This window comes from Bradyrhizobium yuanmingense, from assembly GCF_029167105.1.
Taxonomy (GTDB): domain Bacteria; phylum Pseudomonadota; class Alphaproteobacteria; order Rhizobiales; family Xanthobacteraceae; genus Bradyrhizobium; species Bradyrhizobium yuanmingense_A.
Genome location: NZ_JARFML010000010.1, coordinates 137,220 through 151,432, shown reverse-complemented (window position 1 = coordinate 151,432; position 14,213 = coordinate 137,220). Strand labels below are relative to the sequence as shown.

15 protein-coding genes and 1 pseudogene are annotated in these 14,213 nt (G+C 61.3%); 9 read left to right on the top strand and 7 right to left on the bottom strand.

Annotated features, from left to right (window positions below):
* Positions 1 to 72 precede the first annotated feature (72 nt).
* The 6 genes from P0R31_RS15515 to epsC are packed head-to-tail and all read left to right on the top strand — an operon-like array spanning position 73 to position 5,540.
* Positions 73 to 945 carry an ABC transporter permease subunit gene (locus tag P0R31_RS15515; RefSeq protein WP_275509226.1) on the top strand — a complete coding sequence of 291 codons (873 nt, stop codon included), beginning with the start codon at positions 73 to 75 and terminating at the stop codon, positions 943 to 945.
* The gene (locus P0R31_RS15510) at positions 942 to 1,670 is read left to right on the top strand and encodes an ABC transporter ATP-binding protein (protein ID WP_275508812.1); all 729 of its coding nucleotides are present in this window, start codon (positions 942 to 944) and stop codon (positions 1,668 to 1,670) included. The genes P0R31_RS15515 and P0R31_RS15510 overlap by 4 nt, the downstream gene beginning before the upstream one ends.
* A gap of 18 nt (positions 1,671 to 1,688) precedes the next feature.
* Positions 1,689 to 2,693: an NrtA/SsuA/CpmA family ABC transporter substrate-binding protein gene (locus tag P0R31_RS15505; RefSeq protein ID WP_275508811.1), complete on the top strand. Its 1,005-nt coding sequence runs from the start codon at positions 1,689 to 1,691 to the stop codon at positions 2,691 to 2,693.
* Between the two features lie 22 nt (positions 2,694 to 2,715).
* The gene (locus P0R31_RS15500) at positions 2,716 to 3,948 is read left to right on the top strand and encodes an acyl-CoA dehydrogenase family protein (protein WP_275508810.1); all 1,233 of its coding nucleotides are present in this window, start codon (positions 2,716 to 2,718) and stop codon (positions 3,946 to 3,948) included.
* A 46-nt stretch (positions 3,949 to 3,994) separates the two neighbouring features.
* Positions 3,995 to 4,567, top strand: coding sequence for a flavin reductase family protein (locus tag P0R31_RS15495; protein WP_275496821.1), 573 nt, complete (start codon positions 3,995 to 3,997; stop codon positions 4,565 to 4,567).
* A gap of 46 nt (positions 4,568 to 4,613) precedes the next feature.
* Entirely contained in the window at positions 4,614 to 5,540 is a 927-nt protein-coding gene (gene epsC, locus P0R31_RS15490; protein WP_275508809.1) for a serine O-acetyltransferase EpsC, read from the top strand.
* Between the two features lie 360 nt (positions 5,541 to 5,900).
* On the opposite strand, the gene P0R31_RS15485 is transcribed toward epsC, so the two are convergent.
* Positions 5,901 to 7,103, bottom strand: a complete 1,203-nt coding sequence (locus P0R31_RS15485) for an ABC transporter substrate-binding protein (protein WP_275508808.1) — start codon at positions 7,101 to 7,103, stop codon at positions 5,901 to 5,903.
* Between the two features lie 173 nt (positions 7,104 to 7,276).
* Between P0R31_RS15485 and P0R31_RS15480 the strand changes: the two genes are divergently transcribed.
* From P0R31_RS15480 to P0R31_RS15470, 3 genes are all read left to right on the top strand, one after another.
* Complete coding sequence (locus P0R31_RS15480; RefSeq protein WP_275496824.1) at positions 7,277 to 7,888, top strand: TetR/AcrR family transcriptional regulator; 612 nt, start codon at positions 7,277 to 7,279, stop codon at positions 7,886 to 7,888.
* Positions 7,889 to 7,993: 105 nt separating this feature from the next.
* Entirely contained in the window at positions 7,994 to 8,887 is an 894-nt protein-coding gene (locus P0R31_RS15475; protein ID WP_275496825.1) for an alpha/beta fold hydrolase, read from the top strand.
* A 20-nt stretch (positions 8,888 to 8,907) separates the two neighbouring features.
* On the top strand, positions 8,908 to 9,759 hold the full coding sequence (locus P0R31_RS15470) for an alpha/beta fold hydrolase (protein WP_275496826.1): 852 nt from the start codon (positions 8,908 to 8,910) through the stop codon (positions 9,757 to 9,759).
* Between the two features lie 167 nt (positions 9,760 to 9,926).
* Here P0R31_RS15470 and P0R31_RS40855 read toward each other — a convergent pair.
* The 6 genes and pseudogenes from P0R31_RS40855 to P0R31_RS15435 form a co-directional block, all read right to left on the bottom strand.
* Positions 9,927 to 10,231, bottom strand: a pseudogene (locus P0R31_RS40855) (dioxygenase); the annotation flags it as partial.
* 43 nt (positions 10,232 to 10,274) lie between these two features.
* On the bottom strand, positions 10,275 to 10,610 hold the full coding sequence (locus P0R31_RS15455) for a hypothetical protein (RefSeq protein ID WP_430516666.1): 336 nt from the start codon (positions 10,608 to 10,610) through the stop codon (positions 10,275 to 10,277).
* 330 nt (positions 10,611 to 10,940) lie between these two features.
* Complete coding sequence (locus tag P0R31_RS15450; protein ID WP_275496827.1) at positions 10,941 to 11,558, bottom strand: nuclear transport factor 2 family protein; 618 nt, start codon at positions 11,556 to 11,558, stop codon at positions 10,941 to 10,943.
* A 66-nt stretch (positions 11,559 to 11,624) separates the two neighbouring features.
* Positions 11,625 to 12,428 (bottom strand): IclR family transcriptional regulator, encoded by an 804-nt coding sequence (locus P0R31_RS15445; protein WP_275496828.1) that lies wholly within the window; start codon positions 12,426 to 12,428, stop codon positions 11,625 to 11,627.
* 114 nt (positions 12,429 to 12,542) lie between these two features.
* Positions 12,543 to 13,409 (bottom strand): shikimate dehydrogenase family protein, encoded by an 867-nt coding sequence (locus P0R31_RS15440; protein WP_275508807.1) that lies wholly within the window; start codon positions 13,407 to 13,409, stop codon positions 12,543 to 12,545.
* A complete protein-coding gene (locus P0R31_RS15435; RefSeq protein WP_275508806.1) occupies positions 13,396 to 14,211 on the bottom strand; it encodes a sugar phosphate isomerase/epimerase family protein in 816 nt (271 codons plus the stop codon). The genes P0R31_RS15440 and P0R31_RS15435 overlap by 14 nt, the downstream gene beginning before the upstream one ends.
* Between the last annotated feature and the right edge of the window lie 2 nt (positions 14,212 to 14,213).

Sequence of the window (14,213 nt, the reverse complement as noted above, 5' to 3'; positions counted from 1 at the left end):
GGCAGGTGATTGCCGTCACGCTTTCTGCATCAAATGCAGTGCGTGAAAACGAGGTCTCGCGTCTTGAGCAATATGGAACTGAGCGGCATCGATCGTGCCGCGATCGGTGCTAACAGTGCGCCGTCGGCGCAAAGCGGCAACAGCGCACTCGCTCCGACCGCTGCAAGCAGAAGGCCAGGCGCGCGGGGCCTTCAGCTTCTGTCATGGCTGGCGCCGGTCGTGCTTGTCGCCATCTGGGAATGGCTCGCGCAAGCCGGATGGCTCTCGCCGCATATCCTCCCCGCACCGAGCAAGGTGATCCGGACCGCGTTCAAGCTCGCGACCACGGGGACACTGCTCAACGATCTCGGCGTAAGCCTGCTGCGGGCCGCCGCGGGATTCGCGATCGGCACGGCCGTCGGTGGCGGCCTTGGCATTCTCGTCGGTTTCTCCCGCATCGCCGAAGCCGCAATCGACCGCAGTGTGCAGATGATCCGGGCCATCCCGTTCCTCGCAGCGCTGCCCCTGGTCATCGTCTGGCTTGGCGTCGGCGAGACTCAGAAGATCTTCCTGGTGGCCCTCGGCGTCACCTTCCCGATCTACATCAACACGGTCCTCGGTATTCGCCAGGTCGATCCAAAATTGCTCGAACTCGGTCGCGTTCAGGGCCTGAGCTCGCTTCAGCTGATCCGCCGCATCATCCTTCCGGGCGCTTTGCCGTCGATCCTGACCGGGGTCCGCTACGCGCTCGCGACGGCATGGCTGGCGCTGGTTGTGGCTGAAACCATCGGCGCGCAGGCTGGCATCGGCTTTCTCGCCATGGACGCGCGTGAATTCCTGCGCACCGACGTGATCGTGCTGACCATCGTGATCTATGCGCTCATCGGCGTCGCGGCCGACGGAATTGCACGCTTTCTCGAACGGCGCCTGCTCGCCTGGCATCCGAATTATGGGGCAGCCCGATGAACGCTCACGTGGCTCCACTGTCGCCCGCTTCATTCGAAACCGGCCCGGCCGTCATCGTCAGCAATCTCGTGCGCAGCTACGGCAGCCGCGTGGTCATCGAAAAGCTGAACTTGCGCATCGAACGGGGCGAGTTCGTCGCCCTGCTGGGCGAAAGCGGCTGCGGCAAGACGACATTGCTGCGGGCGCTCGCCGGCTTGGACTCGATCCAGGGCGGGCGCATCGTCGCGCCGCGCCGGCCGGCGGTGGTATTCCAGGAGCACCGGCTTCTGCCCTGGGACAGCCTCTGGCGCAACGTCTCGCTTGGTTTGCAGGTGCCGGACGCACGCGAGCGCGCGGCCGAAGCGTTGACCGAGGTGGGCCTTGGCGACCGTCTCGACGATTGGCCGCGCAATTTGTCCGGCGGACAGGCCCAGCGCGTCGCGCTGGCCCGCGCGCTGGTGCAGCAGCCAGAGCTCATGCTCCTCGACGAGCCGTTTGCCGCATTGGACGCGCTCACCCGCATCCGCATGCATGAGCTCGTTCGCGAGCTCGTCGCCAACCATCAGCCGGGCGTTCTGCTCGTCACGCACGACGTCGACGAAGCGATTGCTCTGGCGGATCGCATCCTGGTGATGCGGAACGGCGCCATCGCCTACGAGCACCGCGCCGCGCGCAACGGCTCGACACCCATCTCGCGCAGCGAGCTCCTTGCCGAGCTCGGCGTGAATTCGCACTCCACCCACTGATTCAAACGGAAGGCCATCATGTCCGACTCTTCCATCTCCAAGCCGTCCCGCCGTAGCTTTCTCAGCACCGCGGCCTTCGGCGTTGGCGCCCTCGCCGGCCTGAACATCGGCGACTTTGCCGAGGCCGCAACTGGCCGCACCACGGATACGGTTCGCCTGACCTGGGGCATGAGCGGTCTCAATCTGATCGCCAAGGAACGCGGCGAGTTCGAGAAGGTGCTGGCCAAGGACGGCATCAAGGTCGAATGGCTCGGGCCCTTCCCGAACCACGCCCCGACGTTGCAGGCCGTCACCGGAGGCAGCGCCGATTTCAGCTTCGGCGGCAGCACGACCCCTGCGCTGGCCGCGATCATCGCCGGTTCGCCGCTGGTGTTCACCCAGTTCGTGGTTTACGAGCCCCGCACCACGGCGATTATCGCCAAGGACGGCTCCGGCATCGATAAGGTCGAGGACCTCGTCGGCAAGTCGGTCGCGGTCAACCGCTCCGGCCTCGGCGAATTCCTGCTGGTGGCCGCGCTCGAGAAGCACAAGGTCGACCGTTCCAAGGTCAAATTCGTCTATCTCAATCCGCCCGATGCCGCGCCTGCGCTCGCCTCCGGCAAGGTCGACGCCTGGTCGATGTGGAGCCCCGGCGTCGATATCGCGCGGCTCGAATACAAGGCGCATAACATCTTCCTTGAGGGCCGCGATCTCGACTTCCAGATCGACTACACCTCGTACCTGACCACGCGCAAATTCGCCACCGACAATCCCGCGCTGGTGCGCGCCGTGAACGATGCGTTCCGCGCCGAAGGTAAGTGGATTTCGGAGAACGGCAAGGACGCCGAGTACATCGCCCAGAAGGCCGGGAAATACAGCGACGAGGTTCGCGACCAATTCATCGCATTGAAGCGGAAGTATCGCTACTTCGCCGTCAATGACGAGCGCTTCATCAGCGAGTTGCAAAAGGCCGCCGACTGGCTCGTCGCCCGCAAGGTCTTGCCGGAGCCGGTCAAGGTCACCGACCATCTCGCCCAGCTCTAGAAACGTGACCCACAGGCCGATCATGAACAAGACCGTATCTGCGCCCTCGCTCGGCACATCGGAGCCGCTCAAGACTGCGTCGCCGGAACTGGAAGCGCTGCTCAACCAGATCTCAGAAGGCGCGAGTGCGCGGGAACGCGACCGCGTGCTGCCCTTCGAAGTCATTGATCTCATCCGCCGCGCCCGTCTCGGCGCGCTGCGGCTTCCCGTGGACGCTGGCGGCGCCGGCAGCTCGATCCGGGATCTCTTCGCCTTCGTCATCCGCCTCGGCGAGGCCGACGCCAATGTCGCGCATATCCTGCGCAACCATTTCAGCGTGGTGGAACGGCTGGTGCGTACGCCCAAGGACGAGCAGAGCCGCGATTGGCAGAAGGCCGTCGCGCAAGGCGCGATCATCGGGCTCGCCACCACCGAGCTCGAAAGCCCGCGCGTCGGCAATGTCACGCCGGGCACCACCTTCACGCCGGACGGAAACGGTGACTACCTCCTCAACGGCACCAAATATTACAGCACCGGCACGCTGTACTCCGACTATGTCCTGGTCCGCGCCGCCGATCCTTCTGGAGCGACCGGCGCGACGATCGTTCCCATCAAGCGAGAGGGTATCGAGCTGGTCGACGATTGGGATGGGCTCGGACAACGGCTTACCGCAACCGGCACGACACACTTCCGGAACGTCAAGGTCAAGCGCCAGGAGATCGTCTTCGACACGCCCGACACCGGCTATGGCGTACCCTACTCCAACACGTTCGCGCAGCTGTTCCTGACCGCGATCGTAGCCGGCATTGCACGCGCAACCTTGCGCGATGCGACCGCCCTCGTCCAATCGCGCAAGCGCACCTTCTACTACGCGCCGACCGAAGTTCCGACCGACGATCCCCTGCTGCAGCAGACCGTCGGCCAGATCGCCAGCGGTGCGTTCGCGGCCGAAACGGTGGTGCTGGCGGCCGCCGAGGCGCTCGACGTCGCGACCGATGCCTTCGACGCGGGCGCATCGAACGCCGCGGAAGCCGCCCACACCGCCGCGTTGCTCTCGGCCAAGGCCAAGATTGTCGCGGACGATTTCGCCATCCGCGGCGGCAGCCTGCTGTTCGACGTCGGCGGCGCGTCGGCGACCAAGAAGGTCACCAATTTCGACCGGCACTGGCGTAATGCGCGTACGCTGTCGTCGCACAATCCGACCACCTACAAGGCGCGCTCGATCGGCCAGTACGAAATCAGCGGCACGCCGTTGCCGGCGAAAGGCTTCTTCTAGGCAGGATGGCGCCGCATTCGACGGTCCGACGCAAGGAGAGACAGACATGGGAAAGTCGGACATCCATCTCGTCACTGACAGCAATGAGATCGAGCACCAGTTCCGCGCCGTGATGCGCCGCCTCGCCGGTGGCGTCAGCATCATCACGGCCGGCCGCGACGACGACATCACGGGCATGACGGTCACGTCGCTGACCTCACTCAGCGCGAGCCCGCCGCGCGTGCTGGTCAGCGTCAATCGGCAGGCCTCGTCTTTTGCCCCGATCGAGCGTCACAGGGTGTTCGGGGTCAACATTCTCGGATCCGACCAGCAGGAGCTCGCGAGCCGATTCAGCAATGGCAGGCTGAAGGGGGCCCAGCGCTATGAAGGCGTCGCCTGGACGGCCGGGCTATCCGGCGTTCCCCTGCTTGGCAATTCACTGGCGACGGTCGAGTGCCAGGTGGAGGAGATCATCGAGCGATACTCGCATGGGATCATCGTCGGCAGCATCTTGAGCTTCGAGCTGTCGCCCCAGCTGTCGGGGCTTGTATACTGGAACGGTCAATATATCGAGATAAAGCACGATTTCGATCTGGATTTGCTCGCCGAGATCAGCATCCCCCTGGCGCATGTCAGGTAGGAGCACTCCTGCGGCTTCTCGATCTCCGGCATGAAACGAGGGCAGCATGAAACGCGAAATCCCGACATCGGACCCGGAGCCGACTGCCAGGCGGTGGCAGCTCGACCGGATCGTGGCCGAGCTACGCGTCTCCCGGGACGAGACGCACAGCATTCGCAGGGACGGCGAAGCGCGCCAGGCCCCCTCGCGCGAAGCCCTGGAGGCGGTTCTCGATGGCCTCACGGCGGCACTGTTTCCACGGCATTACGGTCGCTCCGAGCTCGACGGCGAGAATATCGACTATTTCGTCGGGAACACCCTCGGCGTCGCCCTGGACTCGTTATGCGACCAGATCCATCGCGGTGCCCTCTTCATCGGCGACGAGCTCACCGCCGGCTTCCACCGCGAGGACGCCGTCGAACTGACCCGGACATTCGGGTCGCGACTGCCGATCGTGCGCGGGCTCCTCATCAATGACCTCAGGGCCGCCTTCGTCGGTGATCCCGCCGCGCGAAATTTTCCCGAGATCCTGATCGGCTATCCCGGGATGACGGCAATCATTCATCACCGCCTCGCCCATATCCTGCACGGGCTGGGCGCCCGGCTTATCGCTCGCCTGATTGCCGAGATCGCGCATACCCGCACCGGGATCGACATTCACCCCGGCGCGAGCATCGGCTCTGGCTTCTTCATCGACCACGGCACCGGCGTGGTGATCGGCGAGACCGCAATCATAGGCGACAACGTCCGCGTCTATCAGGCCGTCACGCTCGGCGCCCGTCACTTCCCGACCGACGACGATGGCAGCTTGATCAAGGGCGACGCCCGCCATCCGATCGTGGAAGACGACGTCGTCATCTATGCCGGCGCTACGATCTTGGGCCGGATCACCATCGGCCGCGGATCGACGATCGGCGGCAATGTCTGGCTGACCCACAGTGTGCCGCCGAACAGCATCGTGACGCAGGCCACGGTCCGCAATAAGCAAGGCTAGGGGCGCGGACTCACTAAGGCGCAGCCAGAGCCTCAACGCGAGTTGAACGAAGGCAAGATAGTTTGCGGCGAGCCTGTGTAGCGCGTCGCCACCCGCCCCGGTCTGGCCTTTGACTTCCAGCTCCATCAGGCGCTGGGCGGCCCGCCTGCTACGGCGCTATGGGTGGGCGCGCGTGCGGGCGCTTTGCTCTACCGAGCGACACCATCACTGGGGACACGACCCAGCAACCTCATCTGGGATCGAAGTCGATATTGCCAGCGCATTGAAGCCTCATCGCGTGGCGAACAGGTAATCGACACTTCATGAAGGTGGGGATCTGACGCGGGTCGCTTCTCCTCCAGCGCGATAGCGCTTATGTCACTAATTACCGAAACGTCCCTCGATCCATTCAAGTCCAGACATCCGGTCCGGAGGAGTTACGTTATCGGGCGCAAACCGCTCAATGTTCGTCAAATCTATCTCTTTGCTACCTGCTGGTCGTCGTACGGTCCCGTAGACTGCTTCGGCAACAGCCTGGCGACCGTTGGCTCGCGTCATCGAAATTGTCGATCCGACACCTTCGAACGTCGAGCCGGCCAGGGCCGACGCAACGTCACTCGTCGCAGCCCCCGCGCCGGCACTATCCCAAGCAGCCTTCAATCCTAGCAGCGCGTTGGCAACCCCATAGGCAGGATAGATCGGTGCAATTTCGTATCGATCACGATAGTTGGAGCTGAACCAGCGGTTCAACTCAGTGTCATGCGCCAGCAGTCCGTGCGAACCACGGCCCCCAACGATAGTGCCATCGGGAATTATCCCCGCCAACCGGTGAAGGCCGCTCTCACCGGACACCAACAGCAAGCGTGCATCCGGTATCGTTGTTCGTGCGACTTCGACCAGACGGAACAGATCCACTCCCCAATTTCCGGAATGAATGAGCTGAGCACCCTGCTCCTTCAGAAGGTTGATAGGGGTCTCGACAGAACCGGAATAGAGCGGCGCAAAGTGACCTCCGACCTCCTGCGCATCGGGCTGGAGGACCTGCAAGGCGGCGCGAAATTCTCTCCAGCTATCCGTACCCCAGAGATATTGTTGGTTGATACCACCAAAAGCCAGGCCGCAGATCCCGAGTTGGCCAGCCACGTAGCGCGCTGCGCCGACAGAATCAGCCGTTGTCGTCGTCTGGGTACGAAAGACCCAATCCCACTGGCGTGCAAACAACTGACTGGCGCCGCCGCCGGAAACAACCGTTAGCAGGCCAAGTTCCTCGGCAACGGGCGCAATGGCCATACCGACTGCGCTGCCCGCGTACCCGACCACGATATCCGCACCGTCAGCATGTATGCGCCGCAACAGCGCAATCTGTTCGTCTTCCGAGCCACTCTCGTCGTAGACCCTCAGTGACAGCTTGCGACCAGCGAAGCCCGAAGCAGCGTAAGGTTCTGGGAGCTCGCCTCCTGCATTGATGGTTTCGACCATGAGCTCCGCAGCGTTGCGCGCTGGAAAGCCAAAAGGCGCTGCTGCGCGCCCGGACACGTAGGTCACTACGGCGACATTCACAGGCCTGTTTGTATCCGTCGCCATCTGTGCACTCCGGTTATTGGACTCCTTCTTTTTGGACCACTCGGTCGTTATTTGCAAGAGCTGTCCGTTAAGTTGCAAAGTCCAAATTGAGGCCCGTCTTGGCCTCGCATCTTGCTGCCTCCTCCGAGTGAAACGGGCTTGATATTAACGACCGCTTAGTCTAGATATTGATCATGATACGAGAGACTTCGCAGCGGATGCGCGGCCGTCCGAGAGAGTTCGATCCCGATGACGCTATCGAAAGCGCCATGGGCGTGTTCTGGACATCAGGTTATCATGCGACGTCGCTTCCGGAGTTGCTTGAGGCGACGAATCTTTCTCGTGGAAGTCTCTACGCCGCCTTCGGTGACAAGCACGGGCTGTTCTTGCGTGCGCTCGACCGGTACATCGCAGACTCCTTGACACGCCTGGATGCCGACCTTGATCCGCACAAAGACGTGTTGGACGGCATCCGGGCGTGCCTTGCAAGATACGTCGAGCGAACCAGCGGGGCTGGCGCCAAGCGCGGATGCCTGATTGTGGCAACCGCCATGGAATTGGGAAGTCAGGACGTCGAAGTGGAACAGCGCATTCGACGCTTCTTCAAGGCGATGGAAGCGCGGCTGATGACGGCATTGGAACGCGCGAAGTCCGAGCGACGATTGGCGGATGGGGTCGAGCCCTCGACCGCCGCGCGTCTCATTATGTGCCTGCTCGAAGGCATGCGCGTCGTCAGCAAGACAAATGCCGACCGCGGCTCATCGCAAGCCGTCGTTCAAGCCCTGCTTGATCGTTTTGCAAAATGAGATTTTCGATGGTTTCGTCGCCAACGCATTTGCGCATTTTTAGACCAAATGGTCGTCAAATTGCCTCCCCTCCTTTTTCAGCCGTTTGCATCGAGGGGAAGCGCCATGGACGCTGAGTTATACCCCTACCGATCACTACGGGCCGGCGACATTCGCTTTGCCTACTATCGGATGGGCTCAGGTGGTCCCCCGATCATTCTCCTTCATGGCTGGCCGCAGACATCGCATGCCTGGCGTCGCGTGGCGAAGTCTCTCAGCTCTGCGTATGACGTCGTGGCTCCGGATCTGCCGGGTTTTGGCTACACGTCAAAGCCCGACGCGGGCTTCGACAAAAAGACAATTGCCCGCCGCCTTAGAGAATTCGCGCATGGGCTCGGTTTGTCTCGCGTCGCTCTTGCCGGGCACGATCTGGGTGGACACGTCGCGTACGCCTACGCGGCACAATGGCCTGAAGAGGTCAACAACCTGATTTTTATCGAGAGCAGTCTTCCGGGCTTCGGCCAGGAAGAGGCAATGGATATTTCGAAAGGCGGAAGCTGGCACTTCGGCTTCAACATGGCCGGTGACATCTCGGAGGAATTGGTCCGGGGACGAGAGAAAATGTTCGTCGATCATTTCATGAGACGCGAGAAAGTCGGTCTGTTCGATGCCAATTCAGTGAGCGACGCGGACATTGAATTTTACGCGCGCGCGCTTCAGCGGCCTGGAGCACTGAGATCGTCGTTCAGCTATTACCGCACGTTGCCGATCGACCGAGGTGACAATTCGGTCTGGGGACAAACGCCGCTTCCGATGCCAGTTCTCGCGATCGGGGCTGACTGGGGTTACGGAGCCGCATCCGAGCAGACGGTGCGTCGGGTCGCCAAGGATGTTCAAGGAGCCGTCATCGAACGCTGCGGGCACTATCCCGCGGAAGAACGTCCGGACGAACTAGCTCGCTTGATCGCCGATTTTCTGGCGAAGACGCCAGCGGCCACACATCCAGCGCCGCAACGCTAACTTTAATGAAGGGGTCAAGAATGAATTCTGAACTAAACGGCTTCCGTCACAAATCGCTACGTGTGGGCGACGTAAAGATCCATGCTGTCGTAGGGGGCGATGGACCCCCGCTCGTACTGCTCCATGGCTGGCCACAGACCTGGTGGGAATGGCGCAGGATCATGCCGGTACTCGCCGAGCATCATACCGTGATTGCCCTCGATCTACGCGGGGCGGGGCATTCCGACTGCCCCCAGAGCGGCTATGACAAGGCAAGCCTGGCCGAAGACGTGCACGGGGCGATGGTCGTACTCGGTTTTAGCCGCTACGCCGTCTGCGGCCATGACATCGGGGCAATGGTTGCCCTGGCATTGGCCTTCACCCACCGCGAAGCCGTGACCCGCGTTGCCATCCTCGATGCGCCGATGCCCGGATGGAGCCAGTGGGAAGCCAATTTCGCCGATCCGATGGTCTGGCATTTCGCATTCCACATGAAGCGTGATTTGCCGGAACGCCTGATCTACGGCCGCGAATTTGACTACGTCTCGACCTTTTTCGCCGATCGTACCTTCAACCACGGTGCACTGCCGGTCGAGGAAGTGGAAATCTATGCGCGCGCCATGGCTCAGCCTGGCAACACGCGAGGTGGCCTCGAATGGTATCGCGCATTCCCGGTTGACCATGCCAACGCACTCGACTGGAAGCGATCTCCCTTGACGATACCTGTTCTCGCATTGGGAGGCGATCACAGGTGGGGACCGAAAATCGTCGCCATGCTGGAGGAATTCGCCAGCGACGTCTCGGGCGGAAGTATCCGGGATTGCGGCCACTGGATGGCGGAAGAGCGCCCGGCCGAGACGGCCGATGCACTTCTCAAGTTCTTCGCGCAATGATGCCTTAGGCGAAAGGCTCCCGTCGAAGCCGAGGCTGTCGGCGGGAGTACCGGGACTTCAGTCAAGGCAGCGAAGCGCAGAATTCCGCGGTATCATTTGCTGACATTGACGAGCACAAAGTCGTAGCGCAACGCGGCCATGTCCCTTGCGACTCTGTTGCCGCGTGCCAGCACGGTCGTTTGCGTCGCATGGCTCGGAAGACGGTGGTTAATAGCGTCCACCAGCATCGACACGCCCAAAGTGTCCGAAAGCAGAATGAATTCCTGCCTCGTATCAGTGCACTTTTGACCGGCGCGCGTCAGAAACGAGATTGCCTTCGCGCATTCGTCATAACTTGGCTCTACCTCCCGCACGAAATCATGAAGGTGACGAACTAGCGCCTCGCTGATGATACGGTGTCGGGGATTGGGTGCCTGGCGCGTACTCTTTCCAGCACTGCTTCCTTTATGGACGTCTCATCGAAGTTTCTCATCACGGTCTCTTATTCTTTTCAATCAATATGGAGCCGGTATAGTTCATTCAGCATGCGGGGCTTCACCTGACCATGCCCTCGCAAGCATCGAATGCAATGCGGCCGCCTCGAGCGGTCGGGGGTTCGAATACTGATCTTTCATGACCTGCTCGACGGCTCGCGCGATTCCCTCGTAAGGCATGCCGAGCTTGGAGAGCGAAAGAGGATTGCCCAGCGTCCGATTGAGGGCGAACAGGCCGGCGACAGCATCCGGCTGGCTCAATGCATTCTCGACACGTTCCATCGCTGCCAGCGCGGCGGCGCTGTTATAGGCGACAACGTGAGGGAGCATGACAGCATGCGTTTCAGCGTGACGTAGATCGAAACTGCCTCCAAGCACGTGGCAGATCTTGTGATGCAGCCCCGTCGCAACGGAGCCCAGACAAATCCCGGACCGCCAGGCGCCGTACTGAGGGGCCTCGCGCGCGGCGACGTCACTCGCCCAGAGTGTTGCCAGAGGTCGTCATCGTCGCTTCCGCGAACACCGCTTGGGCTGCGCAATCCGACGCAACACGCAGCGCGAGATCCTTCTGGTCCGCGGTGCAAACGACGAAGGCCCGGCGACAGCCCAACCGCTCCAACTCTGGCGCGACCTCGCGTGCCCTCCCGGAACCGAACAGCACACGTGCCGGATTCGATACGTAGGCGAAAGGAGAGATGCCCGTCACGGCTAGAGCGTTGCCCCACGAAGCCATGCGGCACCGCGACCATAGAGCTGTTCTACCTCTTCGCCCTTGAGGCCGGGCATATCCGGTTTAACGGTGTAACCAATGCGGGTCTGCATGTAGGCGAGATGACGGTAGCCTTCGGGAAAGCGAGCGAGCAAGGCGGGGTCGAGTTCTAGCTTCGCCGCTGGCGAGACCGGATCGATTCTATCCTTCTCATAGATCGGCTGCCTCAGCACGATGCCCCAGCGATTGTCCCGCTTTTCCAGGAAATCATAAAAGCGGCCGGTGCAGACAACATCGCAGGTAACACCTTCAACATCGCCGCGCTGAGAGATTGTCATTTTGGTCTGCGAGATAGCGCGGCTTCCGCTGACCTCAATCGATATTCCACCGAGGAAATGCAGGATGCTGACGCCACGCGCCCAGCCCTCCTGGCTCACCAGGATGAACTCGTCGCCGCTTCCTTGAAACCAGGTTGCCATCATGCGTCCGTCAGGATGCCACACCTGTCGAAATCGCTCCCAATCGCCAGCGTCGCGCCAAACGACCCAGTTCTCGAGCAAATCACGTATCTGTCGGCGATCTGCCAACTGTTCGTCTGATTTCACTGCGGCATCCATGCCAAGTCACCATGTTCTTAAATGTGAACATGTTCTTGTACATGCACAAGGCGACGGATGTCAATCCTAGCGGGCGTCGAGTTCTGATCGCGCCGCCCGCGGGTTTACGAGGAGTTGCCGCAACAGATCATCCCGGGTCTGGATCAGTGCCTGTTCTGCTCTACGCTGCATTTCCGGATTAAATCGCGAGGCCGGAATTGCGACGTTGATTGCGCCCAGCGGTTCTCCGGCCGGATCGAGCACCGGAACTCCTATGCCGACGATTCCCGGGGTCCACTCTTCGAGCGAATATGCGATGCCTTTGGCACGGATTTTTTCGATCTCCTGACGCAGGACCTTGACCGAGTGAATTGTTTTTGGGGTCGCCCGCTCAAACTGCACGCGGCCAAGATATTCTTTCTGAAAGCTGCTCGGCATGTGGGCCAAAATTGCTTTCCCCCCGGAGGTCGCATAAAGCGGCGCCAAATCACCTAGTCGCATATGGGTGACCAATCTGTGCGGCCCGAGAACTGTCGCCGCGACCTCAGCCTCATCGCCTCTCAGAAGGTTTAGCGCGCTGCTTTCGCCGGTCTTGTTCGTTAGCTCCGCCAGGAACGCTTCGGACTGGGTCGCCAGGTCACGCATCCTGCCCGCGCCCTGCGCCAGACGAAGCAATGCTTCGCCTAACCTGTATCCACGCCCGTTCGCCGTGACTTCGACATAACCGCGGGCAATCAGATTCTTCAGTAGCTGAGAGAGGCTGCTTTTCGGAATCCGCAACAAGTCCGCAATTTCACTGTGCGACATTTCGCGTCCCGCATGGGACAACAGCTCGAAAAGATCGAGAACGCGATCGGCGGACTTGACTGCCGCCAGTCCCGTATCAGACATCAAGGACATCTCCAGTTCACATATGTGAACTAATCTGTCATTTTGCCTTGTCTGTCAACGCGATGCTGCTGGCGCCACGCAGGAGCACGCACCCCACCGACGACCCGGACCCTGCTAACCAGCCGCCGGCGCTCCAGCTACCAGATGCTCCCTAAAGAACTCGATTTGAGCGTCCAGTTGAAAGAGCATCACGGCTTCACCGAGTTGGATCTCGCATCCCCGCGCCCTCGCCTGCTCCAGAAACCACGTCACCCGCGGTTTCATGACCACATCGGCCACCAGCATCTGCGACGACAGCAGCGCGGGGTCCAGAGGCAGAGGGTCATCGGGTCTCATACCGAGGGGCGTGGCATTCACCACTAGGCGAGCCCCGCGGGGATCAGGCGTATCGGCCGCGGTTACAGGGTAATCGGCCCGGCTCAATCGCTTGACGAGCGCGCTGGCACGGTCGGGGGAGACATCGAAGACGCGTACCACTGCGCCAGCCATAGCCAGTTCCGCGGCGACCGCGCAGCCAGCGCCGCCAGCCCCGATCACGAAGGCGCTCTGGCCTTCTGGATTAAACCCACGCTGTTTTAGCCCCCGCACGAAGCCTACGCCATCGAGAATGTCGCCACTCCAGGAGCCATCCGCTTCGCGACGCGCGACGTTGATCGCACCGACAAGGCGCGCGCGCTCGGAGCAACGATCAACCAGCTCAGCCATTGGAATCTTGTGCGGCACGGTGATGACCAAACCGTCGAGGTTTCCGATCAGCTTCAGGCAGCCGAACGCGATTGGCAAGACGACGGCCGGCACATGCAGTGGTACCAGGGCTGCGTTGAGGCCCGCGTGGCGCAGGCGCTGCGTCATGGGAGCAGGAGCGCGCACCTGCGACACGGGATCGCCGATCAGCCCCAAGATGCGCATCTCACCGTTGGGAAACTCGTTGCCCGGATCTATTTCTCCCGATGCCATGGCGGAGGGTTCAATGCCAGCCATAGCGGTGCAACTCTCGCAGAGCGTCGGCCATATCGGCATCTGGTGTTTCGGAGATCAATTCCACGATGCTCGTCCCCGAGAAATTGATCTCGCGAAGTGCCCGCGCGACCGCGCCGAAATCAACGGCAGATCGTCCGATCGGAGCGTGGTCCCATTTGCTGCGGCTCGCGTCGGAAAGATGGACTTGGCACAACCAGCGGCCAGCAGTCCGGATGGCTTGGGTCTGGTCTTCGCCGACAAACTCTCCATTAGCGACGTCATAGGCGATTCCAAGATGATCGCTGCCAAACGCATCCAGAAACGTCACCATCTGCTTCACGGTTGGCATCGAGCTCATATGGTGATTTTCAAGGATCAGGCGCACGCCCGCGCGCTCTGCGTGCGGAAGAAGTATCTCGAGACCGGCCTTCAACCAGCCATGCGCCGCTTCGAGTGGCGGCGGCACGAAGTTGGCGCGTCTGCCCGGAACTACAACGATCATCGGCACGCCGATCTCTTCGCAAAGGTCAATGACGTCGAGAAACTGCTGAACCGAGTATTCGCGCATCTGTGGTGTAACACTGCACAGATTTTGATCGGTGCTCGGTAAATTCAGTGAATCAAAGCTCAGGCCTTCGCTGGCGAGGAAGGTACGAAGCGCGCGACGCTGAGCAAGATCGATATCATATGGCCAAAGATGTGGTGGGATCGTGAGGACGTCAAAGCGACTGTAGCCCAGGGCCTTCAGCCGCCGAAGAGCTGCTTCCAGCTCACATGTCTGCAGATAGGTCCATGTACTGGCCCCAAGACGAAGAGTTTCCACGT

Excerpts from the sequence above, each read along its gene's own strand:
- P0R31_RS15495 (WP_275496821.1), top strand. The coding sequence starts at position 3,995 with ATGGGAAAGTCGGACATCCATCTCGTCACTGACAGCAATGAGATCGAG.
- P0R31_RS15470 (WP_275496826.1), top strand. The coding sequence starts at position 8,908 with ATGAATTCTGAACTAAACGGCTTCCGTCACAAATCGCTACGTGTGGGC.
- P0R31_RS15485 (WP_275508808.1), bottom strand. The coding sequence starts at position 7,103 with ATGGCGACGGATACAAACAGGCCTGTGAATGTCGCCGTAGTGACCTAC.
- P0R31_RS15505 (WP_275508811.1), top strand. The coding sequence starts at position 1,689 with ATGTCCGACTCTTCCATCTCCAAGCCGTCCCGCCGTAGCTTTCTCAGC.
- P0R31_RS15515 (WP_275509226.1), top strand. The coding sequence starts at position 73 with ATGGAACTGAGCGGCATCGATCGTGCCGCGATCGGTGCTAACAGTGCG.
- P0R31_RS15510 (WP_275508812.1), top strand. The coding sequence starts at position 942 with ATGAACGCTCACGTGGCTCCACTGTCGCCCGCTTCATTCGAAACCGGC.
- P0R31_RS15475 (WP_275496825.1), top strand. The coding sequence starts at position 7,994 with ATGGACGCTGAGTTATACCCCTACCGATCACTACGGGCCGGCGACATT.
- P0R31_RS15440 (WP_275508807.1), bottom strand. The coding sequence starts at position 13,409 with ATGGCTGGCATTGAACCCTCCGCCATGGCATCGGGAGAAATAGATCCG.
- P0R31_RS15500 (WP_275508810.1), top strand. The coding sequence starts at position 2,716 with ATGAACAAGACCGTATCTGCGCCCTCGCTCGGCACATCGGAGCCGCTC.
- P0R31_RS15480 (WP_275496824.1), top strand. The coding sequence starts at position 7,277 with ATGATACGAGAGACTTCGCAGCGGATGCGCGGCCGTCCGAGAGAGTTC.
- epsC (WP_275508809.1), top strand. The coding sequence starts at position 4,614 with ATGAAACGCGAAATCCCGACATCGGACCCGGAGCCGACTGCCAGGCGG.
- P0R31_RS15445 (WP_275496828.1), bottom strand. The coding sequence starts at position 12,428 with ATGTCTGATACGGGACTGGCGGCAGTCAAGTCCGCCGATCGCGTTCTC.
- P0R31_RS15450 (WP_275496827.1), bottom strand. The coding sequence starts at position 11,558 with ATGGATGCCGCAGTGAAATCAGACGAACAGTTGGCAGATCGCCGACAG.